General features: G+C 64.0%; 27 protein-coding genes. 11 read left to right on the forward strand and 16 right to left on the reverse strand.

The window, feature by feature from the left end; translation table 11 throughout:
* Positions 1–224: 224 nt before the first annotated feature.
* Positions 225–2,012, reverse strand: a complete 1,788-nt coding sequence (locus tag AC6LJ2_RS01430; RefSeq protein ID WP_498150583.1) for a P-loop NTPase fold protein — start codon at positions 2,010–2,012, stop codon at positions 225–227.
* A gap of 568 nt (positions 2,013–2,580) precedes the next feature.
* On the opposite strand from AC6LJ2_RS01430, the gene AC6LJ2_RS01435 reads away from it, so the two are divergent.
* Positions 2,581–2,760, forward strand: coding sequence for a hypothetical protein (locus AC6LJ2_RS01435; RefSeq protein ID WP_498150584.1), 180 nt, complete (start codon positions 2,581–2,583; stop codon positions 2,758–2,760).
* A 58-nt stretch (positions 2,761–2,818) separates the two neighbouring features.
* Here the strand turns inward: AC6LJ2_RS01435 and AC6LJ2_RS01440 are convergent, their stop codons facing one another.
* From AC6LJ2_RS01440 to AC6LJ2_RS01450, 3 genes are all read right to left on the reverse strand, one after another.
* Positions 2,819–3,205 (reverse strand): hypothetical protein, encoded by a 387-nt coding sequence (locus AC6LJ2_RS01440; protein WP_498150585.1) that lies wholly within the window; start codon positions 3,203–3,205, stop codon positions 2,819–2,821.
* 629 nt (positions 3,206–3,834) lie between these two features.
* Positions 3,835–4,518 carry an XRE family transcriptional regulator gene (locus AC6LJ2_RS01445; protein WP_498150586.1) on the reverse strand — a complete coding sequence of 228 codons (684 nt, stop codon included), beginning with the start codon at positions 4,516–4,518 and terminating at the stop codon, positions 3,835–3,837.
* 344 nt (positions 4,519–4,862) lie between these two features.
* On the reverse strand, positions 4,863–5,066 hold the full coding sequence (locus AC6LJ2_RS01450) for a hypothetical protein (RefSeq protein WP_498150587.1): 204 nt from the start codon (positions 5,064–5,066) through the stop codon (positions 4,863–4,865).
* Here AC6LJ2_RS01450 and AC6LJ2_RS01455 point away from each other — a divergent pair.
* The 3 genes from AC6LJ2_RS01455 to AC6LJ2_RS01465 all read left to right on the forward strand — a co-directional run bounded on the left by AC6LJ2_RS01455 (position 5,065) and on the right by AC6LJ2_RS01465 (position 6,518).
* Complete coding sequence (locus tag AC6LJ2_RS01455; RefSeq protein ID WP_498150588.1) at positions 5,065–5,499, forward strand: hypothetical protein; 435 nt, start codon at positions 5,065–5,067, stop codon at positions 5,497–5,499. The two genes, AC6LJ2_RS01450 and AC6LJ2_RS01455, sit on opposite strands and share 2 nt — an antisense overlap.
* Before the next feature lie 12 nt (positions 5,500–5,511).
* A complete protein-coding gene (locus AC6LJ2_RS01460; protein WP_263912284.1) occupies positions 5,512–6,024 on the forward strand; it encodes a DUF421 domain-containing protein in 513 nt (170 codons plus the stop codon).
* Positions 6,025–6,125: 101 nt separating this feature from the next.
* Positions 6,126–6,518 (forward strand): YkvA family protein, encoded by a 393-nt coding sequence (locus AC6LJ2_RS01465; RefSeq protein ID WP_263912283.1) that lies wholly within the window; start codon positions 6,126–6,128, stop codon positions 6,516–6,518.
* A 53-nt stretch (positions 6,519–6,571) separates the two neighbouring features.
* Here AC6LJ2_RS01465 and AC6LJ2_RS01470 read toward each other — a convergent pair whose 3' ends face one another.
* Positions 6,572–7,087, reverse strand: coding sequence for an anti-virulence regulator CigR family protein (locus tag AC6LJ2_RS01470; protein ID WP_498150589.1), 516 nt, complete (start codon positions 7,085–7,087; stop codon positions 6,572–6,574).
* Between the two features lie 273 nt (positions 7,088–7,360).
* Here AC6LJ2_RS01470 and AC6LJ2_RS01475 point away from each other — a divergent pair, with 273 nt between their 5' ends.
* The gene (locus AC6LJ2_RS01475) at positions 7,361–7,699 is read left to right on the forward strand and encodes a DUF6693 family protein (RefSeq protein ID WP_263912279.1); all 339 of its coding nucleotides are present in this window, start codon (positions 7,361–7,363) and stop codon (positions 7,697–7,699) included.
* Between the two features lie 64 nt (positions 7,700–7,763).
* On the opposite strand, the gene AC6LJ2_RS01480 is transcribed toward AC6LJ2_RS01475, so the two are convergent.
* From AC6LJ2_RS01480 to AC6LJ2_RS01495, 4 genes are all read right to left on the reverse strand, one after another.
* On the reverse strand, positions 7,764–8,108 hold the full coding sequence (locus AC6LJ2_RS01480) for a hypothetical protein (protein WP_263912278.1): 345 nt from the start codon (positions 8,106–8,108) through the stop codon (positions 7,764–7,766).
* 160 nt (positions 8,109–8,268) lie between these two features.
* On the reverse strand, positions 8,269–8,892 hold the full coding sequence (locus tag AC6LJ2_RS01485) for a response regulator (protein WP_263912276.1): 624 nt from the start codon (positions 8,890–8,892) through the stop codon (positions 8,269–8,271).
* Between the two features lie 14 nt (positions 8,893–8,906).
* Positions 8,907–12,665, reverse strand: a complete 3,759-nt coding sequence (locus AC6LJ2_RS01490) for an ATP-binding protein (RefSeq protein ID WP_498150590.1) — start codon at positions 12,663–12,665, stop codon at positions 8,907–8,909.
* Positions 12,666–12,721: 56 nt separating this feature from the next.
* The gene (locus AC6LJ2_RS01495) at positions 12,722–13,954 is read right to left on the reverse strand and encodes an EAL domain-containing response regulator (protein ID WP_263912274.1); all 1,233 of its coding nucleotides are present in this window, start codon (positions 13,952–13,954) and stop codon (positions 12,722–12,724) included.
* Between the two features lie 350 nt (positions 13,955–14,304).
* Between AC6LJ2_RS01495 and AC6LJ2_RS01500 the strand changes: the two genes are divergently transcribed.
* Entirely contained in the window at positions 14,305–14,715 is a 411-nt protein-coding gene (locus AC6LJ2_RS01500; protein ID WP_263912273.1) for a DUF1090 family protein, read from the forward strand.
* A gap of 85 nt (positions 14,716–14,800) precedes the next feature.
* On the opposite strand, the gene AC6LJ2_RS01505 is transcribed toward AC6LJ2_RS01500, so the two are convergent.
* Positions 14,801–15,184 carry a hypothetical protein gene (locus AC6LJ2_RS01505; RefSeq protein WP_263912272.1) on the reverse strand — a complete coding sequence of 128 codons (384 nt, stop codon included), beginning with the start codon at positions 15,182–15,184 and terminating at the stop codon, positions 14,801–14,803.
* 170 nt (positions 15,185–15,354) lie between these two features.
* Between AC6LJ2_RS01505 and AC6LJ2_RS01510 the strand changes: the two genes are divergently transcribed.
* The gene (locus AC6LJ2_RS01510) at positions 15,355–15,525 is read left to right on the forward strand and encodes a hypothetical protein (protein ID WP_263912271.1); all 171 of its coding nucleotides are present in this window, start codon (positions 15,355–15,357) and stop codon (positions 15,523–15,525) included.
* 56 nt (positions 15,526–15,581) lie between these two features.
* On the opposite strand, the gene AC6LJ2_RS01515 is transcribed toward AC6LJ2_RS01510, so the two are convergent.
* Both AC6LJ2_RS01515 and AC6LJ2_RS01520 read right to left on the reverse strand, forming a co-directional pair.
* Positions 15,582–16,715, reverse strand: a complete 1,134-nt coding sequence (locus tag AC6LJ2_RS01515; RefSeq protein ID WP_263912269.1) for a glycosyltransferase family 4 protein — start codon at positions 16,713–16,715, stop codon at positions 15,582–15,584.
* 39 nt (positions 16,716–16,754) lie between these two features.
* The gene (locus AC6LJ2_RS01520; protein ID WP_445657152.1) at positions 16,755–17,705 is read right to left on the reverse strand and encodes a glycosyltransferase family 9 protein; all 951 of its coding nucleotides are present in this window, start codon (positions 17,703–17,705) and stop codon (positions 16,755–16,757) included.
* Positions 17,706–17,889: 184 nt separating this feature from the next.
* Here AC6LJ2_RS01520 and AC6LJ2_RS01525 point away from each other — a divergent pair, with 184 nt between their 5' ends.
* From AC6LJ2_RS01525 to AC6LJ2_RS01535, 3 genes are all read left to right on the forward strand, one after another.
* Positions 17,890–18,849 carry a hypothetical protein gene (locus tag AC6LJ2_RS01525; protein ID WP_498150591.1) on the forward strand — a complete coding sequence of 320 codons (960 nt, stop codon included), beginning with the start codon at positions 17,890–17,892 and terminating at the stop codon, positions 18,847–18,849.
* 144 nt (positions 18,850–18,993) lie between these two features.
* Complete coding sequence (locus AC6LJ2_RS01530; RefSeq protein WP_263912265.1) at positions 18,994–20,379, forward strand: aminotransferase-like domain-containing protein; 1,386 nt, start codon at positions 18,994–18,996, stop codon at positions 20,377–20,379.
* Positions 20,379–20,903: a DedA family protein gene (locus AC6LJ2_RS01535; protein ID WP_263912264.1), complete on the forward strand. Its 525-nt coding sequence runs from the start codon at positions 20,379–20,381 to the stop codon at positions 20,901–20,903. Before AC6LJ2_RS01530 ends, AC6LJ2_RS01535 begins: the two co-directional genes overlap by 1 nt.
* 65 nt (positions 20,904–20,968) lie before the next feature.
* Here the strand turns inward: AC6LJ2_RS01535 and AC6LJ2_RS01540 are convergent, their stop codons facing one another.
* A complete protein-coding gene (locus tag AC6LJ2_RS01540; RefSeq protein WP_263912262.1) occupies positions 20,969–21,667 on the reverse strand; it encodes an SDR family NAD(P)-dependent oxidoreductase in 699 nt (232 codons plus the stop codon).
* A gap of 157 nt (positions 21,668–21,824) precedes the next feature.
* Between AC6LJ2_RS01540 and AC6LJ2_RS01545 the strand changes: the two genes are divergently transcribed.
* The gene (locus tag AC6LJ2_RS01545; RefSeq protein WP_445657151.1) at positions 21,825–22,250 is read left to right on the forward strand and encodes an organic hydroperoxide resistance protein; all 426 of its coding nucleotides are present in this window, start codon (positions 21,825–21,827) and stop codon (positions 22,248–22,250) included.
* Between the two features lie 8 nt (positions 22,251–22,258).
* Here AC6LJ2_RS01545 and AC6LJ2_RS01550 read toward each other — a convergent pair whose 3' ends face one another.
* The 3 genes from AC6LJ2_RS01550 to AC6LJ2_RS01560 form a co-directional block, all read right to left on the reverse strand.
* Entirely contained in the window at positions 22,259–23,578 is a 1,320-nt protein-coding gene (locus AC6LJ2_RS01550) for an ATP-binding protein (RefSeq protein WP_498150592.1), read from the reverse strand.
* Positions 23,579–24,316: a response regulator gene (locus AC6LJ2_RS01555; protein ID WP_025137773.1), complete on the reverse strand. Its 738-nt coding sequence runs from the start codon at positions 24,314–24,316 to the stop codon at positions 23,579–23,581.
* A gap of 64 nt (positions 24,317–24,380) precedes the next feature.
* A complete protein-coding gene (locus AC6LJ2_RS01560; RefSeq protein WP_263912257.1) occupies positions 24,381–24,560 on the reverse strand; it encodes a hypothetical protein in 180 nt (59 codons plus the stop codon).
* Between the last annotated feature and the right edge of the window lie 125 nt (positions 24,561–24,685).

The following is a 24,685-nucleotide window of genomic DNA, read 5'->3' on the forward strand; positions in this document are numbered from 1 at the left end:
GGGCAGTCTCTGCCATGCCTCGAAACTAGGCGAAGTCCTCGACTGACCCAACCTCAAGGTCGCTTTCAGCGCCTGCCGATACCCCGCACGCGGGGCATGAGCCGGGGCTGTAGAAAATGGCTGTGACTTCAAAGCCAAGAACGTTAGGTGCCCTGACCTAAGCCAGCAATGATTTGCCTATATGTTCGGAACGTGATGCCACGCCAGTCGGAAGGCGGTGGGGGCTATCCAGCTGGTGGCATGTCAAGGTTGAGACCGGCGTCCTCAAATATCCGTTGGATCAGGCGGGCTAAGCGCCCTGCGGTTGGGTCGTGGATGATGCTCTTGCATGCTTCGACAAAGTGCTCAGTGGCCGAGCCAAAATGAGGATCATAAGTCTGCCGTTTGAGTACCATTTCCAGCATGCGTGGCATGAAACGCTCAAGATGCGAGATATCCATGGTGCGAATTTCTAACTCAAATTCTGACGTAGTTGCCGTGCTTAATGCGAGTTGCTGCCTGGCTCCCCAGCCGCCATTGTCAAAAACGTACATGCAGGCATCGAAGAGGGTCGTCCGTGCCTCGACTCCGCTAGGCGAAGCCTCCATCGCAGATGCGATAAGTAGGTGAAGAGGGCGCGCGAAAGGACTTTCGAACCCGCTATCTACATGTTCCTTTGCCCTGAATGTAGTTACCCATTCCTCGACGATTGATTGGCCAATGCTCGCGCCTCCAGGGATATCCTGCAGCACCTGATGAATCTCTGTACAGACGTAGGGGTCGAGAAGGCCAGCGATTCTCGGAAGTCCTGAAGCCATGTTGAGCAATTCCCGATCGCTTAAGCTATGGTCCCAGTACGCTTTTCGCAGGAATTGGTGCGCACTGTCTCGGGCTTCGAAGGCCTCTTGCTCGGCTATATAGCGGTCGATGATAGGTTGTAGCTTTTCGGAAGCTAATAACCCCGATTCGAGAAACTCTACAACGAGTTCTTCGAATTCGTCGCACCCGTAAATGCCCAAGCTGTGCACTAGCAGGCGCCATCTTGCTCTGGATTTCTCTTCTTCCGTTAGCTCCTTCTTACTGTTCGGGTCGTGCCTTTTTGCCGAGGCCACGCTGAGGACAAAGTGGAAATCCGGTCCGTCTTCGATCCCTTTGTAATGAATCGCTGCCAGTAAAACAATGGAGGGTACTGTCCTGCGCTGCAAAGGCGCCGTCAATGAACGTTTAGCCAATATGCGGTTCGTGGCGGAAATAATCTTTCGGATTATTCGAATATTCGTGAGCTTGCATGTGGCGATCGCGTTTAGGATAGACTCGGCGTATGGCGTAGGAGTCAGTTGGGATGCGATCGAGAATGCTTCGTCGGGGGAGATCAAAAGCTTTAACTCTTGATCGATGACCTTCTCTCGCAGGGTGTCCCACGTCTTACGTGTATCGAGTTGATCGCTGTTCAGTATAAGTATGAAGCGGGTTTCGTGTCTCTGTGTGTATTCATCGATAAATCCGAGGATTTCGTCGGTCCCGAGCTTTTCATGCTTACGTTCGATGTCGTCTATGACGATCACCTTTTCACCGAGTAACGTAGGGGCTATAAGCAAAACGCCGAGTTCGTTGATAGCGCTAAATCCCTTGTGAAAGCTCTCTAGCGCTTTTAGACCAGAGCTCACCGCGCGCTTCGTAGATTCCCAAAGCTGTGGGTGCTCTGTCGAAGACGGAGCAACGGCCTCGATTAGCTTCCTTTTGACTTGGTCAATGCTTGAGATGCCGAAGAGCGAAACGTAGAGTGCACCTTTTACGGCCTCGTCAGGCGAATCTAGCATTACCTCGCGCCACAAGTGTGTTTTGCCGGTACCCCACTTTCCAGTTAGCGCGATTACCCTGTTATCTGGGTCGGTCAGCAAGTGGGCCAGATGTTCTTTCGTCTGTTCTAAAGACATGCGTTCCTCGAAGACTGCGCTTTCTTGCCGTGCACCAGGTCGGAAAAGCCCAGGTAATTTCCTGCTCAGCATTTCGAATTTAGGATCCACGTTCACTTGCGTTGATCCGCCGCCATGATCATAGCTTGCGATATGTGCCGCTCGACATAATGCTGAATCTGTGGCGCTTGTCCGCGTATTCGCTGAACTGACTTTCTGGGCGGGTTAGCCGGGGTTATCGTCGCCACGCCCGGCTGGGCGTTGCCTGGCTGTAGAAGCCTAAGCACGCAGGGGCCAGGCTGTATGCCTGGGTGATCCTGTTTCGCCCGTCCTCCCTCTCGGGGGGCGGGCGGCCTCGGTTGTTAAAGAGCGGTACTGCTAGTCCTGCTTCCCATGCCCACCCGACTTTGTGGCGGTAACGTCCTCCCGCTGGGAGACGAGGCCGAGGGTTTGTTGCTGCGCCGTGTCTGCAGCGCATGGATGTAATGTGAAACAAGAAAAACTAGCATGCAAGAAAAACTGGTAAACAAAGTTGTAACGGAAGGCTTTGGACGAAAGAAAGCCCGCTCGAAGCGGGCTGCCGAGGGGAGTGCGCTGTAGCTTTCTAGGAGGCGCTATGGACAAAGCCACGATGCTGGCGCTGATGATCACCGCTAAGAAGGGTGATCCAGGCGACTGAGAGTCATTGCTCGCTGTCTATGCCGATGGCCTGGAGCGCATCGCCCCGAAGCTCACCGAGGACGAGCTGTACTCGATGCTGGCTGTGGTCGCGGCGATCTACCAGCGGTGGTGCCAACACACCGAGTCGGAGCAAATGACGGCTGAGGCGTTGCTGCAGCTGGCAGGGAAGGGGCCGCTGGAATGAAAAAGCCACCCTATGGTGGCTTTCGTTTGGCGGTAAGCCGCGGGCGCCGCTGTGTGCGTTATTTCTTCGCGACTTCGGCGGTGTCTGTGAGCGCCCGCGAATTGATTAGCTTTTGTGCCAAGTCTTCCATAGCGCGTTGAACGGTTTTTCTTCCAGCTTCGACTAGGCGTTTGTCGCCGTCTGGGCAGCCTCCGCTGGAGTTGTCCGACCGCGCTTCACCGCGCGCGGTTGTCTGAAAAACCAAATCGCCCTTGCCGTCGTATGCCTTCGCTCGGATTGAAAGCTCAGCGCTCGCCTCCGAACTCATAACCCAAAAGCCCGGATCGAAGCGAAGGCGCGGCGAAAAATCCGAAAGATAGAAGTCGAGAAAGTACCCGTCGCTCTTAGCTTCGGACTGAGCATCAACACGGATGACGTTGGTAAATGCGGCCTCCAGGGTCTGCATGATGGACTCAGTGACTGCGGGACCCATCTCCACTTTATACGTGTGAGCGCCACACAGGTGGCCCAACGAAGCGTTGCGCGAGAGCCCAGAGAGTTCCGGCTCAACGCGGACGTATGCGGGACTTGCAATTCGGCGGGTAGGCATGACTTCCGCAGCGCCATTAGCACTTGGGACGCGGGCTGTGTAAGCGCAACCTTGTAGCGTGAGGAGGAGTATCGATGCAATGGGTACCAGTTTGCGCATTTTGTTACGTATCTCTTGTATGTGCCGCAGATGTCGAAGTTCTTCGAGGTCGGGTCCGTGCAAAACTGCCTTCCTCTTTGCTGCCCGGCCAGCGATGGGAAGGGCAGTCATTTGTATGCATTTGTGTGTTCATGTTAAGCCGTGCAAACAGGAGGCGTCAAATTGAAGTCCGACAAAAAAGCCACCCGGAGGTGGCTTATTGACTCCTCGAAACTTCGGCTACTGAAGAATGTCCACGAGAACTCCGCCCTTGATCGAATCTCTGATCAATGATGCCTCAAGCTTCAATTCTCAATGCAGCCGAAAATTAAGACTTGCAATTCATTAGTGCACCCACTGCCCAACCTCATCGTCCCGCAGCGTGGCGCCGGATCAGGAAAAGGGGATCACAGCCTAAATCCTACCCAGAAGACCCTGCCAATGATCTCAATCTCAGGGTCTTCGAAGTCCAGGTGTAGATCGGGGTTGCCCACGAGGTTCTCCGACCTGGCTATGAAGCCACCATTGCCTTTGTGCAGACGCTTGACCTTAACCTCATCGTGTTGGCGAAAGGCATAGACCTTCCCATTGACGATTGAGGTCGCAGCACGGTTTACAAGGACCGTGGCACCGTCAGGAATCAGCGGCTCCATGCTGGCGCCCTTGACCGACACGGAGACGGTCTGCTCCGGCGTAGCCCCGGCAGCACGCAGAAAGTCCGCCCGGAACGACAGACGGCTCTTCTCATCCTCCGACAAAACGATCTCACCTTGCCCGGCGGACAGACGCACGTCTAAGCGGCGCACCGCAACGAACTCATCCGTGTCCGGATCCGTGACGGGGCCCACGGCCAAATACTCGGGAGTCGTGTTCAGAGCTTTTGCGACGGCTTCCAGCCTAGCGCGCTTGGGAGCAGTCTTGCCGTTCTCCCATTGCTGAACCGTCTGCCAAGAAACGGGCACGCGCTCGGCGAGCTGCTCCATGGAGAGCCCAAGTTTCTCGCGTAGGTCTTTGATTCGTTTGTGGATCGTCGGCATGCGCGCGAGATTACCCACAAGAAACGCTTGTGTCATTGCAGGAATTTCTTGCATTGCTAGTTTTTCTTGTATAAAGTGGGCGAATGGACAAAAACCCTCATATCGCTCAAGCCATCGCTAACGCCGGCGGACCGGTGGCAACGGCTAGGAAGACCGGCGCGAACAACTACCAGACCGTCCAGCAATGGGAGAGGTCAGGAAATGTTCCGGCGGAGTATGCAGCCGCCCTTGAGACGGCTTCCGGCATATCGAAGCGGCTCTTGTGCAAGCAATGGGCGAAGGTGTGGCCCGAGTTGGCCGAAGAGGCGAGGGCGGCGTGACATCAATGCACCGCATCCAAGCGGCTCCGGCAGCCGCTCAACAGGAGCCCTCCCATGCATAGCCCTCTCGCGCGGGTCCTAGAAGGGCAGATCCGAGTCTTTAGGTCGCGTCTTGTCGATGGTCAGCGACACCTTGGTGGTGGTGGAAAACGCAACGCCATCTCCAAAGTTCATTTCGTGGATACGGACTTCAAGCTCCGCGCCGCAAAGCTCTGACAAAGCCTTTGCGATCGCCGTCTGAATCTCTTCGGTCGAGCGTTTTTTTAGAGGGAACTCAAACATGGAAGGCTTTCCTTTTCAGAGTGAACTGCCGGTCTACATGCTGCTCAGCTGCGCTGAGATTTTTGGCCGCTCGCACATGAGCGAGCGCGCCGTCAAAGTGTATTTCCACGCAGTCGGTGTTGCCGACGTTGGTCGCTTGGTTGCCGCGCTGCAGGACGCGGCGCGCCACGGTGAACCGGAATCTGTCACCTCGGCGTCGCTTCGGACGCGTCGAACCCGCGGCGGAATGAAACTTGCTGATGCCGTCGGCGGTGCTTTCCGCTCTGGAAACAGGAATGCATGCTGTCGCGCCAACCGCCGCCTGCTGGCACGAAACTTCGCAGAGCCCCTCTCATTGGCGGGAAGTCGAAACGCCATCCGGGCCGCCAGTGCGGAACACGCATTGACGCGCAGGGCGGCCTGTTTCAATGAATGGCGTGCCCCGCCACATTGATGGAGAGAACGCATGATCGACCTTTCTGAGATTTTCGCGCTTCAGGCAGGCTTCGCTGAGATGTTTGTGCGGGGGAGCACGATGTATTGGGTTCTTTATGCGCTGCTGCGCGTGTCGGGTAGGCGTGATCTGGGCTCGCTGGGCGTGGCGGACATGCTCGTGCTGGTGCTCGTGGCCGATGCCGCGGGCAACGCGATGTCGGGCGACTCGTATTCCCTCGGTGACGGGATCATCGTGGTCACGACGATCGTGGGTTGGAGCTATCTGCTTGACCGTCTGAGCTACCACGTGCCGGCGCTTCGAAAAGTACTTGAGCCGCAGCGCGTATGCCTTGTGCGTGACGGCCGACTGATGGTGTCGGGTTTGCGGCGTGAGCACATCACTCGGGGCGAGCTCATGGAGCAATTGCGCTTGAAAGGGGTCGACCACCTGTCGTGCGTCAAGCGTGCCTACCTGGAATCCACCGGCGAATTCAGCGTCATCGCGACTGAGGAAGGGCGAAAGGGCGGGCTCCATGCGGAATAGGGCTTCGCACGATGACTGGCCCGGGACGCGCTGGCGAGATGTCGGGGAGTCGATTCGTGTCTCCTACAATCAACACTCTCGGACGACCTGCATGGCCACGGATGAGCATCAACAGTCGATTGAAGGGGTGGGCAACGCGCATCAAGCGTGACGCAGTCACGCTCTGGTTCGCAGGGAAGAACCCGCGAACGCCCTGGTACGCCAAGGCCCTCGGGCTGTTGGTCGTGGCCTATGCCCTCAGCCCGATAGACCTGATCCCGGATTTCATTCCAGTGCTCGGCTACCTGGATGATGTGCTGTTGCTTCCCATTCTGATCGGGTTGGCCATCAAGTTGCTCCCTGCGCCAGTGCTTGCCGAATGCCGTGCACAGGCGGACGAATGGATGCGGGTCAAGGGATCCAAGCCCAGCAGTCGTCTGGGCGCCACGCTGGTCGTGGTCATCTGGATCGCAATGGCAGTGGCCGCATGGCTGTGGCTGCGATCCCGGCTGTAGCCGGGATCGCGTGCCGCGACGATGTTCGAGAAGGCGAAGGGCCGCCTGTCCCGTCAATCGAAGACGTCAAACAGCACGTCCGCGACAATCGCCGTGGCAACGGCCACCAGTATCAGGTCTGAACCGGCGACTCTCCACTCGTAGCCCGGATAGGCAGGCAGACGCGCCAGCATCGGGCCAGGCATCATCTTTTTTGCGATTCCCGGGGGCAGGGGCTTGCCGCGCGCTAGGTTCTTGCGAATTCCCGGCGGCAATGAACTGTAGCCGGACAGTCCATATTCACTGGCGTAGCTTCTGGCCGTCGAGAGGGTGATGCCGGCGTGGCGAAGCGTCACGTCGACGTCATTGGCATTCTTGCCGCCGCCTTTGGAGGAACCGCCATTTCCGCCATTGCCCTTGTTGGAATTGTTGCCTTTGCCCGAGCCGTTGCCGTTGTTCTTGTTCCCCTGGCCCTGTCCGGCATTGTCCGGCTTGCCCTTTCCTTCCGGCGGGGCGGCCAGGACGTTGCCAGCCAGGAACATACAGCAGAGGGCTGCGGTGACGAATTGTTTGGTTCTGGGGGCGCTCATGGTGGGCTCCTGGAGGAGAAAAGCGGGAGTGAGTCGATTCTAGGATGGGGCGCGTCTCTGGGCGCACCGTCGCACTGATATAGATGTAAGCAGGTTTGAACCCGGCATTCTGCATTTTCAGAAAGTTCCAATAGGCTCGACCCGGTACGGCACCTAAGCTGCGAATCCTGCGGCCGACCCTTGCCTGGACGAAGGAAGACGCCGCAGACGTGGGCGCCGCCCGTCGGTGCGCCCTTTCTTGCTGTTGAACCCTCTACCTATAGGCATCAAGCCATGAAGCAGTTTTCCCTCAAGTCGGATCTGACGGTGGGCGATATCATCGGCCACGGCATCATCTGGATCTTGCTGAGCGTGGTGACGTTGGGCCTCGCCCTGTTCGTTTTTCCGTATTACATGCAGCGCTTCATCATCAGCCGCACGTCCGTTGTGGATGACCAGGGCAAGCGGGTGGGGCGTCTGCAGTGCACCATCGATCTGGCCAGCATCATTGGCAACATCGTCATCTGGGCGATCATTTCGATCGTGACGCTGGGCATCGGCTACTTCATCTTCCTGTACAAGATCCATGCGCATTGCATGAACCACACCCGTATCGTGGACGTCACGATCTGAGCGGTGGGCAACCCCACTGATTGGCCGCCTTCGTGGCGGCCTTTTGTTTGCGTCACGCCAGGGGCTACCAGCGTGGCAGGGTGACCATGAAGAGCAGGGTGGCGGTCAGGACGCCGGTCACGCCGCAGATGAAATAGATTGCCGCGAAGCGCCTGGCCGAGTTGGGGTCGCGGCCGTGCGTGCGCTTGAACAGCCCATGACGGACGTGCCAGTAGGGAATCGGCAGCGCCAGGGCCGTCATGGCCAGCACCAGCCAGACCGACGAGGGGCAGATACCCAGGTAGCACACCAGGCGGCGGCAGGACCGCAGCCAGATCAGGTGCGCGGTCAGTTCACAGGCCAGCGTGACCAGGAAATAGAAGAATAGCCAGTGCCAGGGGCGAGCCCTGGGCTGCGAATGTAGTCGCATGGAGGTGAACGACGAGAGGATTGCGGGTGGGGGGATGCCAGCATCCAGGCCGCATGCCTGTCGTTGAACGAAAGGGAGCCCGGGCAAGCTTGCCTAGCTTGCGCCATGAGAGAGAATTCGGGTATTGGAACTTTCTGAATTTTGCGGGGCGCAAAACCCGTCAGAGCAGCCGCAGGTCGCGCAGGGCGGCATGCAGCTCGGAGTCGTTCTTGACGCCCAGTTTGCGCATGGCCGATACCTTGTGCGCGCTGGCGGTCTGCACCGTGCGGTTGACCTTGTTGGCGACTTCGGTCATGGACATGCCGGCGGCGAACAGGCGCAGCACTTCCAGCTCGCGTCCACTGAGGGCGCCGCCCGCCACGGCGTGGCGGCTTTCATCCAGCAGCGATTGCATGGTGGGCGAGCGGTAGGTCAGGCCGCCCCGCAGGCTTTGCAGCGCGATGGAAATATGGTTCAAGGGGTCGCGCTTGCTGACCAGCGCCGCGACGCCGCTGCTCATGATGACGCGGATCACGGCGGCATTGTCCAGCATGGTCAGCACGATGATCTTCAGGTCGGGATATTGCCGCTGGATCTGACGCAGCAGCGACAGGCCATCGGCGGAGTCTTCCCGGGGCAGGGAGTAGTCGGCGATCAGGACGTCACACGGGGTGCTGGCCAGCAGGTCCCGAAGTTCGGCAATGGTCGACGCACGCCCCACCAGCCGGGTGTCGGGCAGGTCGTTGACGAGCTGCTCGATCCCGGCAAGGATGAGAGGGTGATCGTCGATGGCAATGACTCGCATGGTGTGCTCGCCTTTCAGGGTGCGTTGTCCAAGGTCATTATGCCGGCCGCTGCGTCGGCGTTGGTCTCTTTTTTCATGCGGGCCATGACCTGGCGGCATTCGGCGATGAAAGCGATTCCGATGGCCTCGCGTGCGGTCGCGTCGGCCGGACGGATGGCGCTCGAGAACGCGGCGACGCAATCGATCAGGCCCGGATGCTGGACGGCATGGGTGGAGCCGCGGGCGCGATGGATCCAGTCATGCAACCTGCCATCGTCGTGCAGGGGCAGCAGATGGGCCAGGTCGTCCAGGTCCTGGTCGAACAGTTCCAGGAAGGTGGCGACGAACTGGCGCGCCTTGTCGTGGGTGCCGAACACGGTCACGAGGTTGTCGAGGTATTCGCTGGGCGGTGTCACGTCTGGGGCAGCCACGACAGGGGTGGGCGCGGTGAGCGGTTCGTTGGAAGGTGCGTTGGCCGCCGTCGGCGACTTCAGCAGCGCGGCACGCAGGGTGTCGAGTTCCACGGGCTTGACCAGCAGGCCCAGCATGCCGGATTCCAGGCAGCGGCGATAGGCGGTGGACGTCCCGTCCGCTGAATAGCCGATGACCGGTGGCTTGGGAACCCCCCAGGCCGCTGCGCCCGCCGTGATTTCCCGGGACAGCGTGTAGCCGTCCATGCCCGGCATGGTGCAGTCGGTGATGACGGCGGCAATGCCGCCCGCGCCATGGTCGTTCTTCCAGTCGTGGTGCAGGGCTTCCAGCGCCTGCGGCCCGGACGAGGCCGAGATCACCTGCATGCCCAGCAGGCGCAGCTGGGTTTCCAGCAGCATGCGGTTGGACGGGTGGTCATCGACAATGAGCACCGTGCTGGTGGCGGGCAGGCTCAAGGCCGGGAATTGTTCGGAGGTGCCCGTTTCGGATTCGATGGGCGCAGTCCAGGTGCTGCCATAGCGCATCGGCAAGGTCACCGTGACGGTGGTGCCGCTCCCTTCGATGCTTTGCAGGGCGATTTCCCCGCCGAAAAGCGCTGCCAGCTTCTTGCTGATGGCCAGCCCCATGCCGGTGCCGCCGTAGCGTTCGTAGGTGCCGGCGGTGGCCTGCTGGAAGGGGCTGAACAGGTGCGGCAGGACGTCGGCCGGAATGCCGATGCCGGTGTCTTGCACCGCGATGCGCACGACGCATCGGTCCTTGTCCTGGCGGACGATGCCGGCCGTGACGGTGACGCTGCCTTGATGGGTGAATTTCAGGGCGTTGGCCACCAGATTGTTGACGACCTGGCGCAGGCGGCCCGCATCGAACACCAGGTCGGCCGGAACGCCGGGTTCGACCCGGGCGGTCAGGCTGATGCGCTTGGCCTCGGCCGACCGGTTGAACGCCATGACCCAGCGAGGCAGTGCCTCGTTCAGGTCGCCCGCCGAGTAGTGCAGCGTCAGTTCGCCGGCCTCGATCTTGGAGTAATGCAGGATATCGTTGAGCAGCAAAAGCAGGGCGGTGGCCGAGTCGTAGGCCAGCGCGGCCTGCTGTTGGGCCGGCGGCGAGACTTCGCCCGCCTTGCCTTCCTTGAGCAGTTCCAGCGCGCCGACCACGATATTCATCGGGGTGCGGATTTCGTGGCTGATGGTGGCCAGGAACAGGGTCTTGGCACGATTGGCGGCGTCGGCATGCTGGATGGCCAATTGCAGCGAGCGTTCAGTGGCCTTGAGTTCGGTCAGGTCGACCCAGCCGCCCAGCAAGGCCTGCAGCTCGCCGCGGGGACCGAGCAGCGGCACGACCCAATGCTGGCCCGTCAATTCCCGGCCGCCCAGCGTCAGCGTCATTTCGGCGAAGTACGGCTGGTGCGTGGCCTTGACCTCGTCGTAGGCGCGGCGGATCTTCTGGCGGCTGTCGTCGTCGAGGGTGGCGATGCCCTCCAGGGTCAGGTGCATGTCCACCAGCGGGTCTTCGACCAGTTTTTCGAAGGCCTCGTTGCAGGCGATCATGATGCCGTCCGGATCCCAGACGTACATGGGGTTGGGGTTGGCGTCCAGCATCTGGCGCTTGAGCGTCAGGCGCTCTTGCATCAGACGGTCGTTGCGGCGCCGGTTCAGGAAGCGCACCAGCAGGAAGATCAACCATGCGGCCAGCAGCACGCTGGCGATGCTGCCGGCGATGATCAGGCCCCGGATCAGGGGCCCGCGGGCGGCCCAGCGGAATTCGAGCTGTTCGGAATATTGCCATTGGGCAATGGTGAATTCCATCTGCTCATCGGTGATGGCATTGAGGACCTTGTCGATGATCGAGGCCAGCAACGGATTGCGGTCGGACACCGGGTAGACAAACGGCACCATGTCCGGCCTGCCGATGCCGGTGATCTGCAGCTGGCCTTGATAGAAACGGGCGATCAGGTATTCGGCGGACGGATACAGCAGGGGCGTGGCGTCGGCCTCGCCGGTGGCGACGGCATTGAGCGCGGCCAGGCCGGTGGACACTTCGACGATGGCCGGCAATTTGCCCGGGCTGGCCGCCTGCAGCATGGCCTTGATGGGGGAGGCGCCGACCAGCGCCACGCGCAGGGGTTCGAGGTCGGCGATGGTCTTGGGGTGTGGCCCGTCGATGCGGGATATCAGCGCATAGGTGCTGTGCAGGACCGGCTGGGTAAGCAGCATGCCTGCGAAGTCCGCGTAATTGCCCTGCATGGTGCTGGCCATGTCGGCCTGGCCGCTGCGCACGGCCTGGATCTGGTCCAGTGCCGAGTCGTAGAACTCGGGCGTGAACTGCAGCCCGGTCTGGGCCGTGACCAGGTCCAGCACCGATGCGGAAATGCCGGCGGAACGACCAAAGCTGTCGCGGAACGTGAACGGCACGACCAGCGACGAAGTCGCCACCGTGACCTTGGGGTGGTCCTTGATCCATTGCAGTTCGGCCTCGGTGAACGGCACCTTGCCGTCCAGGCGGCCTTGTTCGGCCTGCACCCAGCGCCGTTGCAAGGTGTTGTGCACGCGCTCGGGGAAGGAGGCCAGCGCCTCATTGAAACTGCGCAGCAGGGCGGCGCGTTGCGGGTTGAAGACAAAGGCGTACTGGGTGCGCAGGCCGGTCGTGGACGGGCGCGCTTTCAGCATGTAGAACAGGATGGCGTTGTTGTAGGCCGAGATCGAGACCGTATCGCCCAGGAAAGCCACGTCTTTGTGGGTGGCAACCCGTTCCAGGCCTTCGTAATAGCTGTCCACCCCGTGCAGGGCGGTATCGGGAATGAGGCGGGCGACCGCGTCGGTGTCGAGTTCGCTGCGCAGGTAACCCAGCGTGCCCGTGCCGAGCGAGCTGCCGTTGCGCACTTCAGAGCGCGTGATGACGATGGCCGCGGCACTGAAGATAGGCGTGGACCGCGGGAAGCGCGCTGGCGGCAGCACGGCGTCCGCGCCGACGGCGGCGTCGATTTCGCCTGCTTGCAGGGCGGCGGACAGGGCATCGATGCTGTCATAGAAGCGCACCCCGATCGACAGGTTCCTGGCGCGGCCGATGATGTCCAGGTAGTCGGCCGCCAGGCCGCGGGCGTGGCCGTTGCGGTCGCTGCGCGAGAGCATGGGCGCCATGCCGTCCATCACCCCGACGACGATATGGTCAGAGGGGGCGGTGGCCGGCTGGTCGCTGGAACCGGGCAGGACGACGCTGCTGGCTTCGGGGGAGGCGTCCAGGGGGGACGGGGAGGCGCTCGAATCGGCGGCCGCCTGGGAGGCGCCGCAGGCAATTGCCAGGGTCAGGACGAGCGCGGTCGCGCGCAGCACCCTCCCAAAGGTGGAGACAAACAGGGTAGGCACAGTGCCGAATCCTTCATTCCGGGTAGGCTTCGAGCGTCAAAGCGGATGGTTACAGTTTAGCTGCATAGCGAGGGGGGAGGTAAGGCGTGTTCGGCCGTCGGCAGCATGCCGCGGGCCCGGCAGAACGAGAGAAGCTGCCATTCCGGCATGGGAGCGCCGTACAGATAGCCTTGCTCGCGATCGCAGCCGAGTTCGCGGATGACCTTGCTGTGGGCCTCGGTTTCCACGCCCTCCGCCACGGTATGCATGCCCAGCCGGTGGGCCAGGCCGATCATCGATTCGACGATGGCGCGCTGGTGCGGATGGTTCGACAGGCCTTCAAGGAACGACCGGTCGATTTTCAGTTCGGTGAAGGGAATGTCGCGCAAGCGTGCCATCGACGAGTAGCCGATGCCGAAGTCGTCGATCGCCAGGCCGAATCCGGCCATGCGCAACTCGGCCAGGTTCTCGAACAGCGAGCCTTCCGCGGCGCTGTCGTTCAGTGTTTCCGTCAGCTCGAAGACCACGCTTTCGCGTCGGACGCCGCTGGCATCGGCAAGGGTGATGAGCGACTGCACCACGCTGTGCCGAGCCATCGCGGCGCTGCTGAGATTGATGGATACCGAGACGGCCAGCCCGCCTTCCAGCCAGTGTTGCTGGGCCGCCAGGGACTGGCGCATCATGCTGGCGGCCAGCTGGCCATCGAGGTTGCGTGCGGTGATGGTCGGCATGAAGGCGCTGGGGGAGAGGATGCCGTGCAGCGGCTCGTACCAGCGCGCCAGCGCTTCCACGCCCAGGATCCGCCCCGTGCGGCAGCAGATCTGTGGCTGGAACCACGGCTGTATCCGCCCGTCCTGCAGGGCTTCCAGCGCGGCGCGTTCGGTGACGGGAAAGCCCCTGCCGGCGGGCGGCGCGCTGGGATAGGCGTGAGCGTGGCGGCCGCTGCCAGTCAGGATCTGCCGCAGCGCGTCGACGGCCAGGGGCTTTTCGATAAGGCCGATCACCTCGACCGACGAGCTGCGCGCGACCAGCTCGGCAGACCTCAGGAAGCGAGGGTCCAGCGTGGTCGTGAAGATGACTTGGGGCGGCGAGTTCAAGGTCGCCAGTTCGCGCACCAGCGAGATGCCGTCCATGCCGGGTAGGCGCAGGTCGCACAGCAGCACGTCCCAGCGTTGGGCGCGCAGGCGCCGCAGGGCGTCCTGTGCGTCGCTGACCACTCCAAAGGCGGCGAGATCGCAGCGCGACAGCGCCGCAGACGCATAGCGGGCCTGAATGGGGTCATCTTCCAGTACCAGCACTCGAAGGGTCATGTGCTTTCCTATATTAGGGGCAAGACGGGCTGGACCATTCGGTGGCGCCAGCGGCGGCAAGGGCGCTTTGTCGGCGCGGTTGGAGAAGGCGGAGCAGGTCTGGCGGCGATCGGGTGACGAGGGCGCAACCGGCGAAGGCGCCGCCAGGGGGCTTGAAATCGGGTGAATTCTGCCCTGCAAGGGGGAACCTGGGCATTGGAAGTTTCTGAATTTTGTTACAGGAGTGCGGATTTGAAATTTGAGGTGCCCATTTCGCAGCAATTTTCAGAAAGTTCCAATTTTCAGAAGTCTTGGTGCTGGGCAACATGGGCGGATTCGCCGTATCCGGCACGTAAGAAAGGAACTCCCGCATGGAAAGAATCTCCCCCGTCGGCCGGCTTGTGGTCATCGCCGGCGGTGCGCTGTTGCTGTCGGCAGCGTTCAGTGACGTTGGCGCGCAGGCTGGTCCTTTGACCGGCTGCGCCGCCAAGACGTATCAGATCGAGCAGGAACTTGACGCCGCACAGCGTGCCCGGGCAGACAGTGCCCGCATTGCCGGGTTGCGCATTGCGCTGGTCCAAAGCCGGCAATGCGACGACAAGGCGCTGGCCCGCGAGCGAGCCGCCAAGGTCGAGGAAAAGCAGGGCAAGGTCAAGGAACGCCAGGCCATCCTGGATCGTGAACTGCGCGACGGCGATGGCAATCGCATCAGCCGGGCCAAGCAGAAACTGGACAAGGCCCAGCGGGAACTGCGCGCGGCCGAGCAAGAGCAGCACAGCTGATTCGCCGGGTCTCGTGCCGGCCGAGGGCCGGTCCGGTGCGAGGCCTTTTCATGGCGCGCCCTTGCCAAGCAGGGCGCGCCTTTTTTTATGCTGCGGGTTTGGGTTCGAGGCGGGCGCGGCCGCGGCGTTTGGGCAAATGATGCAGTGGCATGGGGGCGCCCGGTCGGTAAACCGGGGCGTGCCAGACGACGGACCATTTGATCTGCAGCCGCGTTTCGATGAACGGGGCGGTCCATTCGCAAAGCGGCACCATGCCGTTTTCGATGAGGATGTAGGTGATCAAGGTGAGATCGAGCCGGTTGGCGACTTCGGCCCGGCTCAGGCTGTTGGTTTCGCGCCAGGCGCGCAGCGCCGACCAGCCGTGTTCGCGCATGAGCATCAATACGCTTGGAGGAGGGAGCTTGTCCAGCAAGGCGGCCGGGCGGAACAGGGATTCCTCGGCGACTTCACTGAGTAGAGGTTCATTCATGTGGGGGGCGTCTGTGGATGCGATTTGAGAATGCATCACACAGTGTGAGAGCCAGCGGCAGCCCGCACCATTGGAAGATTCTAATTATGGTGGCGCGGCGCAAAGCGCGTATGCTGGTCACCGGTGTGCCGCGCAGCGTGTTGCTGCGTCGGTGCCACCCAGGAGCCATCATGGAAAAGAAAGACACCCCCCCGGAACAGAAAGACAAGCCGGCCACGCAGAAAAAGCCGGATGTTCCTGCCGCCGCCAAAGGGTGGCCGGCACCGAAGAACACGTTTGCGCCCAAGCAGCGGGCCATGGATCGCAAGCCGGGCAGCCGCGGATCGGCTCGCGGCCGCTGATCGAACCGCCCCTGATGTCATCGGCGACGGGCTGACTCCAGTGCGCTGGCGCGGCGTCAGGCCGTGGCGGTGGCCGGCTGGCCGCGGCCCATGGCGCGGCGGTAGGCATCAAGGGTGTGGGCCATCTGGCTGGCCAGGCGGAAATGCGCTTCGGCGTGGTCGCGGGCGCGGGCCACGGTGGCGGCGACCTGGCCGGGATCTTCGCGCATGCCCAGGATGTGGTCGGCAAACCCGGCAACGTCGCCGGGTTCGGCCAGCCAGCCGGTAACCCCGGGCCGCACGATTTCAGGCAGCCCGCCGACATTGCTGGCCACGACGGGGCAGCGCGCGGCAAATGCTTCCGGCACCACGCGCGACCAGGCCTCGGTGGCCGAAGGCACCAGCAGCACGTCGGACGCGTGCATCATGTCCGCCACGTCGATCCGGTGGCCCGCAAACACGACGTGGTCAGCGATACCCAACTGCACCGCCAGCGCGCGCAATTGCTGTGCGTAGGGCTGGGTATCGACGGTGGGCATGCCGACCACCAGCGCAACGGCCGGCATCCCGTGGCGGCGCAGGCGCAGCACCACGCGCAGCAGGTCGGCCTGACGCTTTTCGGGGCGCAGCATGCCGATCGTGGAGACCACGTAGGCGCTTGCATCCACGTTCAACGCGCGCCGTGTGCGCTGTCGTACCCCTGGCTTGTCGACGATGCGAAAGAACGCTTCGCCCGCCCATTCCCCCACCACGCTGATGTGTTCGGGCCGTGCCAGCCGCGCGGCCAGCAACGCATCGCGGCCGGCGTCGCTGGTGGCGATGACATGGTCGCAGCCCAGCTTCCATTCGAGCCGGCGCCGCGGGCTGGTGGGCATGGGCTTGGCGAAGTGACGGGTGCGGACCACGGCGCACAGGTCGCGGCACAGCGCGGCCGTCTTGCCGTCGGCGCGGCTGTGGCTGTCGATGATGTCGACGCCCATCAGCTTGACGGTGCGGCGCAGCGAGAGAATGGCGCGGGGGGAATAGGGCGAACCGAAATCGATCGGCACGGTGGGGACGTCGCGGCGGTAGGCGGCCTCGCTGATGGCGCTGTCGGCGGGCGCGGCGATGGCCGCGGCGTGGCCGTGGCGGTTGAGCCATGCGGCCTGTTCCAAGGTACGGAACTCAAGTCCGCCCAGGCTTTTTTCGCCAAGAATATGCAGGATCCGCATGGGGTCACAGGGTTGGGAAGGGGGGAAAGGCCGGTGCCATCAGGCCCGGGCGGTCGGGGCGTGGGACAGGACGTGGGCGCAGGCGCGCAGCACGTCGTCGGGCGTGATCGAGTTGATGCCGGCGCGCGGCTCGCGGGGCACGACGTCCATGGCGCCGCGGCGGCGCCAGAACCATTCGGGGTTGGACTGGTTGAAGATGCCGACATACGGCACGCCGGCGGCTTGCGCCACGTGCGACGGGCCGCAATCGTTGGCCACCACCAGCCGCGCGCGCAGCATGATGGCGCTCAATTCCGACAGGGGACGACAGTAGGCGATCCGGATGTCGGCGCGGCGCATGGCATCGAGTTCGGCGCGTTCGCGGGCTTCCTGCTGACCCAGTACGAAGGTGTAGCGGATGTCTGCGCCCAGCAGCGGCTTGAGGCTGTCGGCCAGCCGCAGGTAATGGGCCAGGCTCCAGCGCTTGAAGGGCCCCGAACCGCCGCCCGGAATGAAGACGACGTCTGCGCCCAGCTCGGTCTGGCGATGGCGCCGGCCCAGTTCGGCAAAGCAGCGCCGTGCGGTCGCTTCGGCATCCAGCGGCCGGTACGCGGCGAGCAGGCGCAAGTTGGCCAGGCCGATGTATTCGCTTTCGTCCTTGCGATGGCAATGCGTCCAGACCAGGTCGCTGAGTCGGGCATTGCGAAAGCCCAGCCGGATGGCGGGCAGCCGCAGCAGGTTGAGCAGGCCGAAGCGTTCGCTGCTGTGGTGCAGGTTGACCGATACCTGGGTCTTCGCGGTCAGGCTGCGCACATAGTCCCGCAGGCAGCGGGCGCGCTGGAATTCGTCGACCCAGGGCAGGTCGCGGTAGATGTGGCCGACATCGTCGCGCGCGACCACCTTGACCTGTCTGCCGGGCCACCAGGCCTTGAGCTGGTAGAGCGTGGCAAAGGCGACGATCTGGTCGCCCAGCTGGGGTTGGCTTCTGACGTAGACGACGATGTCCGACACGCGCGATCTCTCCGAGGTAACCGATGCAATGGCTACGCAATCTACGGGAGCGGATCGATGAATGTTCTTCGATAGATTTAAAGAATGTGAAGATTCGGGCGGGGCGGCTGCAAAGAAAAAAATATGTCGGCAGGCAGGAGGCATGCGCCGATGCCCTGCGTTTGGGGTATCGTGGCCGCGTTCTTTGCTGACCGTACAAGGCGCCCGCATTACGCATCCGCTGTCGACCCCCGGCTACCGCAAGCTGCTTGACCTGCAGCGCCGCATCCACGAATTCACGCTTGACGCCTGCGCCGAGGACGACGTGGACATCCGTGCCCCGGACCTGCCGCTGTGGAGCCGGGCGTACCAGTATCTGTCCATCGCGCCCTTGCTCGGCGGCCTGCAGGTGGAATATTTCGGCGAATCGTGGGAAGAACCTTTTGCATGGACCCTGGCCTGCCTGGCCGACCAGGAAGTCGCCGATGCGATCGTGGCGCTGTCGTTCACGGGGCCTGACGAAGGCGCCAACGGCACGCGCGAATGGGAATTCACGCCGCTGCTGGACACCAGCGTGCGTTTCCCGGGATTGAAGTCGCTGGCCATCCGCCCCAGCGGCCAGGCCGACCACAATGTCGTGCTGATCCAGCGGGCCGGCACCATCATGGAAGAGGCCGGCGACATCGCCCGGTTCGTGGCCAAGGCGCCGCACCTGACCCAGCTCACCGTGCCGAATGCACCGGATGCGTCTTTCTTTGCGGTGCCGTTGCCGTCCTTGCAGACGCTGGTGGTGGAAAGCGGATTCGACACGCAGGATTTCATCGAGAACCTGGCGTCCTCCACCAACCTGACGGCGTTGCGATCGCTGGATTTCACGGAATCGACGGAATTGCACTCGACGTGGGCCCAGGCGCGCGTCGCCGGTTGCATCACGCCGTTTTCGGCCTATGAGCAGTTGCTTCGCAGTGCCACCGGCGAGCGCTTGCGGGCGCTGTACCTGCGCAATACCTGCCTGAACCTGGAGCAGTTGCAGGCGCTGCAGGCACTGCGGCCCAAGCTGGGGCTCATGGTGGTGCAGTCGCCGCGCGGCGGCTACGTCAGCCACTTCCGCCAGGACGTATTTCCCTGGCGCCACCTGGTGCAGCCCGACCCCGGCGTGCGATAAGGCCTGCGCCAACGGCCGGCAGGCGCTGGCAAGGGGCAGCGGAGCCGTACAAGATTCCTGATGTATGGACTTGATGGGAGTTTGTTGCCATACTGGTCGGTTGATATCACCCATACATTGCGACATTTTGCCGCGATAAAACTCATGCATGACGACAATATGTATGCATCCTGGCCGCTGAAGTTCGTGCGCGGCGCAGGGCCCCGCTACCGCCAGATCGCCGATTTCATCGACAGCGCGGTGGCCGACAACCGCATGCAGCCCGGCGACCGCCTGCCACCCCAGCGCGGCCTGGCCCAGCACCTGGGCGTGGACCTGACGACGGTGACGCGCGCCTACGCCGAAGCGGGCCAGCGCGGCTTGATCGAACCGCGCGGCCCCCTGGGCACCTTCATCGCGCGGCCTGCCGACGAGCCGCTGTTGCAGATGCTGGACCTGGGCATGAACATGCCGCCGTTGCCGCTGGGCTGCGATCTGCAGGACCTGCTGCGGCGTGGCCTGGCCAAGGCGATGGAACGCCACGACGTGGGCGTGATGATGACCTACCACCAGGCAGGCGGCGGGCAGGCCGAACGCGAGGCCGGCGCGCAGTGGCTGGCGCAGTCGGTGGGCCGGGTGGACCCGGACCGCGTACTGGTGTGCCCCGGCGCCCAGGCGGCGCTGGCCGCGGTGATGCTGGCCTATAGCCGGCCGGGCGACGGCATCGTGGCCGAACCGCTGGTGTACCCCGGTCTGCTGACGGCGGCCCAGCAACTGGGCCGCCGGATACTGGTGGCCGAGACGGACGCCGACGGCATGACGCCGGCCGGCCTGGAACGCGCCTGCCGCGACGGCGCCCGCCTGGTCTACCTGAATCCGACGTTGCAGAACCCCACGGCGCACACCATGAGCGCCGCGCGCCGCCGCGACCTGCTGCGTTCGGCCGCGGCCTGTGGCGTGCGCATCATCGAGGACGATCCCTATTCGCTGTTCCTGGACGATGCGCCGCCGGCGCTGGCCAGCCTGGCGCCTGCATCGGTGTTCCACATTGCCACGCTGGCCAAGACGCTGACCCCGGGGCTGCGCACGGCCTTCGTGCTGACGCCCGACCAGGACGGCCGCCGCAATGTGCTGGCGGCCATGCGGTCGTTCGCGGTCATGGCCGCGCCGCTGATGGGCGTGCTGACCACGCAATGGATCGCCAGCGGCATGGCACAGCAGATCCTGGATGGCGTGCGCGCCGAAGCCCACGCGCGCCAGCGCCTGGCGCGCCAACTGCTGCCGGGGCCGTTTCCGGCGGCGGCGGCGGGCATCCACCTGTGGCAGGCGCTGCCGGACCGCTGGACGGCGGCCGACCTGGAACGCGTGGCCCGCGATGAAGGCCTGAGCGTGACGTCGTCGGACGTGTTCCACCAGGGACCGGGTGCACCCAATGCCATCCGCATTTCGCTGGGCAGCATTCCCGACCGCCAGGAACTGGCGCAGGCGCTGGAGCACCTGGCCAGCCTGGTGCGACGCCGGCCACGCGGGCTGCGCGATGTGATCGTCTGATGTTCGAGACGTTCCATGCCTTGCAGGACTCGATGGTGGACTTCGCCAAGACCCACGCGAACTGGCTGGCGCCGATGGGCTTTGTCTTCGCCTTCCTGAAATCGCTGCCGCTGGTGGCGCTGGTGATACCCGGCACGGCGCTGCTGCTGTCGATCGGCGCCATCCTGGGGCTGGGCGATGCCAACTTCGTGGCGGTATGGCTGGCGATCTCGGTGGGCGCGGCGCTGGGCGACTGGGTGCAATTTGCCGCGGGCGTATGGTTTGGCCCCAGCCTGATGCGCAGCAAGCCGCTGCGCAAGCGCCCCGAGCTGCTGCATCGCAGTACCCTGTTCATCCAGAAATGGGGCGTGCTGAGCATCGTGCTGTGCCGCTTTTTCGGGCCGCTGCGCGCCACCGTGCCGATGATTGCCGGCATCTGCGGCATGCGGGCGGCGGCGTTTCAGGTGGCCAACTGGGCATCGGCGTTCTTGTGGGCGGCGGCGCTGCTGCTGCCCGGCTGGTGGGGAACGCGCACGTTCCTGTAGGCCGGGCGGCATGTGCCGGCGTCTTGCTCGATGCGTCGGCACTGATGCCGTATGCCCGCTGACCTCTACGGCATCAGCTTGAGCAGCGCGGCAATCAACGCCCAGCGCCGTGTGACATAGACGCGCCGCTTGCGCAGCCGGATGGCGTGGGCGATCTGCCTGGCGACTTTTTCCGGCGAGGCTACCCAGAACAGGCCGCTGCCTTGCGCCATGGCGGTGGCCACGAATCCGGGGCGCACGTCGGTCACCGCGATGGGCAGCTTCAAATGCCTGACCTTCTGCCGCAACCCGTCCAGGTAGTTCGACACGAAGGCCTTGGACGCGTTGTAGGCCGGCGCGGCGCCGCTGCCGCGCAACGCCGCCACCGACGAAATGCCTACCAGGTGCCCCTTGCGATGCAGGATGAAATGCCGCAGCGCGACGTTGGCCATGGCCGCGAAGCCGTGCACGTTGATGCCGATGGTGTCGGATTCCTTGTCCCAATCCAGGTCCGTGTTCAGAAAGCCCACGCCGGCGCTGATGATGCACAGGTCCAGCCCTTCCATGCGGGCGATCAGGTCGCGCAGCGCGGCCATGGCGTCGGCGTCGCGGGCCACGTCCAGCACCAGGGTGTGCACAGTCGTGCCCGGCAGGTCGGCGCGCAGGCTGTCCAGCAGCTCGCCGCGGCGGCCGACCAGGCCCAGGGCGTAGCCTTCGCGGGCCAGCTGTTTGGCCAGCGCGCGGCCGATGCCGGAGGTGGCGCCGATGATGATCGCTCGTTTCATGGGGTGGGTGGGACGGCAATAGGGGAGCGCCGATACAGTACGACGCAAACTTCGCGGGGTGCGGACACATGCAGGATACAGCGGCTTGTTGGAATGCAGGCTCTCAGTTTGCACGACGCCGTGCTTTTCCCCCCGCATGTCCTACAAGGAGCCCATCATGGCCAAACCGCTGGAAACCGTTCTGTACACCGCTCGCACCCACACCACCGGTGGGCGCGAGGGCGCCGGCCGCACCGACGACGGCGCGCTGACGCTGCCGCTCAGCCCACCGGGGTCGGGGCGCCCGGGCACCAATCCCGAGCAATTGTTCGGCATCGGCTATTCGGCCTGCTTCATCGGCGCCATGCAGCTGGCCGGCGCCAAGCTGGGCATCACCGTGCCGCGCGAGGTGGCGGTGGATGCCGAAGTGTCGCTGGGCAAGACCGACGGCGGCGCGACCTATGCGCTGGGCGTCAACCTGCACATCTCGCTACCGGGCCTGCCCGCCGAGCAGCAGCGCCAGCTGGTGGAAACGGCGCATCAGACCTGCCCGTATTCGGGCGCCATCCGCGGCAATATCGACGTGGAATTCTCGATTGCCTGATCGAAGGCTCAAGCCGACGGCTTGAGCCGTATCTCCGCTTCCAGCCCGCCGCCCTCGCGGTTCTTCAACCGCAGTTCGCCCTCCAGGATGCCCACCAGCTGCTGCGCGATGGCCAGCCCCAGGCCGGTGCCGCCGCTGTCGCGGTTGCGCGAGCCTTCCAGTCGGTAGAAGGGCTGCAGCACCGCCTGCAGCTGGTCATCGGGAATGCCGGGGCCGCGGTCCAGCACGCGGATCGACACGCCGCCGCCCTCGGTCGCGCCCATGACGACTTCGGCCGCACCGCCGAATTTCAGGGCATTGTCGATCAGGTTGCCCAGCACGCGGCGCAGCGCGCGCGGCCGCGTCTGCCATGGCGCGGGGCAGTGGCCTTGCAGCGTGACCGGCTTGCCGATGTCGGCGTAGTCGCACACCAGGCTGTCCAGGAAGGCGTCCAGGTCGATGCGCACGGCGGGTTCGGTGGCGGCGCCCGCGCTGCGGGCATAGGCCAGGCCGTCGCGCACCAGTTGTTCGACTTCCTGGAGATCGTGCGTGAGCTTGTCGCGGTCGATGGAGTCGTCCATGAATTCGGACCGCAGCTTCATGCGGGTGATCGGCGTTTGCAGGTCGTGCGAGATCGCGCCCAGGATCTGCATGCGTTCGGCCAGGTGGGCGGCGATGCGGTCCTGCATGGCGTTGAACGCGGCGGACGCCTGCGCCACTTCGGCCGGCCCGTCTTCGGCCAGGCGCGGGCTCTGGCGGTCGGGGCTCATGGCGTCGGCGGCGCCGGCCAGGTGGGTCAGCGGGCGAATCGCCAGGCGCACGGCCAGCCAGGCGCACAGGATCAGCAGCGCCAGTTGCGCTGCCAGCACTACCGGCAGCCATACCGCCAGCGGCATGACGGCCATGTGGATGTCGAGCGTGACGGGCTGCCCGTCGGCCAGCAGGGCGCGCACCTGGATGTGCTTGGGGTCGTCGCCCACGGTGCCGAAGGCCAGTGGATAGGCGCCGTTCAGTGCGGCCTGGATCGAATCGCGCACGCCCTCGGCGGCCGGCGTCTGCAAAGGGCGGTCGAAATCGCCGGGGCCCAGCAGGTACTGGCGGTTGCTGCTGGCCAGGCGCGGCAGCCAATCGGCGCGCTCGGCGGCGGGCAGGCGGTTCAGGATGGCCAGCGCCACCACCACGTCGCGTTCCAGGTTGTCCAGCATGACGCTCTTGGCGGACTGGTAGCGTTCGTAGAACAGCAGCGAGAACGACAGCGCGTGGGCCAGCACCAGGCCCACCAGGAAGATCAGGAACAGCCGGCTGGCCAGGGTGCGAGGCCAGCGGCGCAGCGCTGGAACCCAGGCCATCTACGGCGCCTCGGATACGTCGACCTGCGCGGCGAACACATAGCCTTCGCTGCGCACGGTCTTGATGTACAGGGGTTCGCGCGCGTCTTCGCGCAGGCGCTGGCGCAGCCGGCTGACCAGCAGGTCGATCGAGCGGCCGAAGAAATCGGCGTCGCGCCCTTGCGTCAGGTTCAGCAACTGGTCGCGGTTGAGCACGCGCTGCGGGTGGTCCAGGAACACGCGCAACAGCCGGTATTCGGCGCCGCTGAGCGACACGATGGTGCCTTCGGCGTCCAGCAGGTGGCGCGCGGTGGTGTCCAGCGTCCAGGTGCCGAAGCGCACTTCGCGGCCCGGCTCGGTGACCTGGAAGTTGGGCGGCAGCATGCGGGTGCGGCGCAGGATGGCCTTGATGCGCGCCAGCAGCTCGCGCGCCACGAAGGGCTTGACCAGGTAGTCGTCGGCGCCCATTTCCAGGCCGAGCACGCGATCCATGTCTTCGTCGCGCGCGGTCAGCAGCAGGATGGGAGTGCGGCGGTGCTTGCCGGCGCGCAGCTCGCGGCACAGCACCAGGCCGTCGTCGCCGGGCATCATGATGTCCAGCACGATCAGGTCGACGGTCAGGCTTTCGAGCAGCGAGCGCATCTGGCGGCCGTCGGCGGCCAGGGTGACGTTCAGGCCGTTCTTCTTGAGGAAGTTGCCGGCCAGCTCGCGGATCTCGCGGTCGTCGTCGACGATCAGGATGTGGTCTATGGGGTCCATGGCTTACCCGTGCGGAGGAAACGGAAAGGCCGTCTGGCGGCGGCGTTTCGACAGTGGGCTCATTCTACTCATCGGGCTGCTCGCGGCGGCGGACCTGGCTGTCGTGGATCAGTTGGCACGGGCCGGGCTGCACGGCTTCGGCGCCCAGGCCGCCGGCCAGCAATGCCAGCATGGCGAACAGGCGGCGCAGGCGATTGCCGGCGGGGGGCTTGTGGGGCGTGATGGGGAGGCGAAGGGGGGGCATGCGTGCAGCTCCAGCAAGGGTGTCCGGCACGTTATAGCCCCGCCCGCCCGGCGAAGTGTGTCGTAGTGTATGCAGGCCCGGGGCGGATACAAAAGCGGTGCAAAAAGCCGCGTTCCGGGCACAGG

This window comes from Achromobacter sp. 1014246743 (assembly GCF_059760725.1).

Bases quoted from the DNA above. Each gene is read 5' to 3' on its own strand.
- AC6LJ2_RS01440 (WP_498150585.1), bottom strand. From the start codon at position 3,205: ATGCAGACCCTGGAGGCCGCATTTACCAACGTCATCCGTGTTGATGCT.
- AC6LJ2_RS01445 (WP_498150586.1), bottom strand. From the start codon at position 4,518: ATGCAAGAAATTCCTGCAATGACACAAGCGTTTCTTGTGGGTAATCTC.
- AC6LJ2_RS01455 (WP_498150588.1), top strand. From the start codon at position 5,065: ATGGAAGGCTTTCCTTTTCAGAGTGAACTGCCGGTCTACATGCTGCTC.
- AC6LJ2_RS01450 (WP_498150587.1), bottom strand. From the start codon at position 5,066: ATGTTTGAGTTCCCTCTAAAAAAACGCTCGACCGAAGAGATTCAGACG.
- AC6LJ2_RS01460 (WP_263912284.1), top strand. From the start codon at position 5,512: ATGATCGACCTTTCTGAGATTTTCGCGCTTCAGGCAGGCTTCGCTGAG.
- AC6LJ2_RS01465 (WP_263912283.1), top strand. From the start codon at position 6,126: ATGAGCATCAACAGTCGATTGAAGGGGTGGGCAACGCGCATCAAGCGT.
- AC6LJ2_RS01470 (WP_498150589.1), bottom strand. From the start codon at position 7,087: ATGAGCGCCCCCAGAACCAAACAATTCGTCACCGCAGCCCTCTGCTGT.
- AC6LJ2_RS01475 (WP_263912279.1), top strand. From the start codon at position 7,361: ATGAAGCAGTTTTCCCTCAAGTCGGATCTGACGGTGGGCGATATCATC.
- AC6LJ2_RS01480 (WP_263912278.1), bottom strand. From the start codon at position 8,108: ATGCGACTACATTCGCAGCCCAGGGCTCGCCCCTGGCACTGGCTATTC.
- AC6LJ2_RS01485 (WP_263912276.1), bottom strand. From the start codon at position 8,892: ATGCGAGTCATTGCCATCGACGATCACCCTCTCATCCTTGCCGGGATC.
- AC6LJ2_RS01495 (WP_263912274.1), bottom strand. From the start codon at position 13,954: ATGACCCTTCGAGTGCTGGTACTGGAAGATGACCCCATTCAGGCCCGC.
- AC6LJ2_RS01500 (WP_263912273.1), top strand. From the start codon at position 14,305: ATGGAAAGAATCTCCCCCGTCGGCCGGCTTGTGGTCATCGCCGGCGGT.
- AC6LJ2_RS01505 (WP_263912272.1), bottom strand. From the start codon at position 15,184: ATGAATGAACCTCTACTCAGTGAAGTCGCCGAGGAATCCCTGTTCCGC.
- AC6LJ2_RS01510 (WP_263912271.1), top strand. From the start codon at position 15,355: ATGGAAAAGAAAGACACCCCCCCGGAACAGAAAGACAAGCCGGCCACG.
- AC6LJ2_RS01515 (WP_263912269.1), bottom strand. From the start codon at position 16,715: ATGCGGATCCTGCATATTCTTGGCGAAAAAAGCCTGGGCGGACTTGAG.
- AC6LJ2_RS01530 (WP_263912265.1), top strand. From the start codon at position 18,994: ATGCATGACGACAATATGTATGCATCCTGGCCGCTGAAGTTCGTGCGC.
- AC6LJ2_RS01535 (WP_263912264.1), top strand. From the start codon at position 20,379: ATGTTCGAGACGTTCCATGCCTTGCAGGACTCGATGGTGGACTTCGCC.
- AC6LJ2_RS01540 (WP_263912262.1), bottom strand. From the start codon at position 21,667: ATGAAACGAGCGATCATCATCGGCGCCACCTCCGGCATCGGCCGCGCG.
- AC6LJ2_RS01545 (WP_445657151.1), top strand. From the start codon at position 21,825: ATGGCCAAACCGCTGGAAACCGTTCTGTACACCGCTCGCACCCACACC.
- AC6LJ2_RS01550 (WP_498150592.1), bottom strand. From the start codon at position 23,578: ATGGCCTGGGTTCCAGCGCTGCGCCGCTGGCCTCGCACCCTGGCCAGC.
- AC6LJ2_RS01555 (WP_025137773.1), bottom strand. From the start codon at position 24,316: ATGGACCCCATAGACCACATCCTGATCGTCGACGACGACCGCGAGATC.
- AC6LJ2_RS01560 (WP_263912257.1), bottom strand. From the start codon at position 24,560: ATGCCCCCCCTTCGCCTCCCCATCACGCCCCACAAGCCCCCCGCCGGC.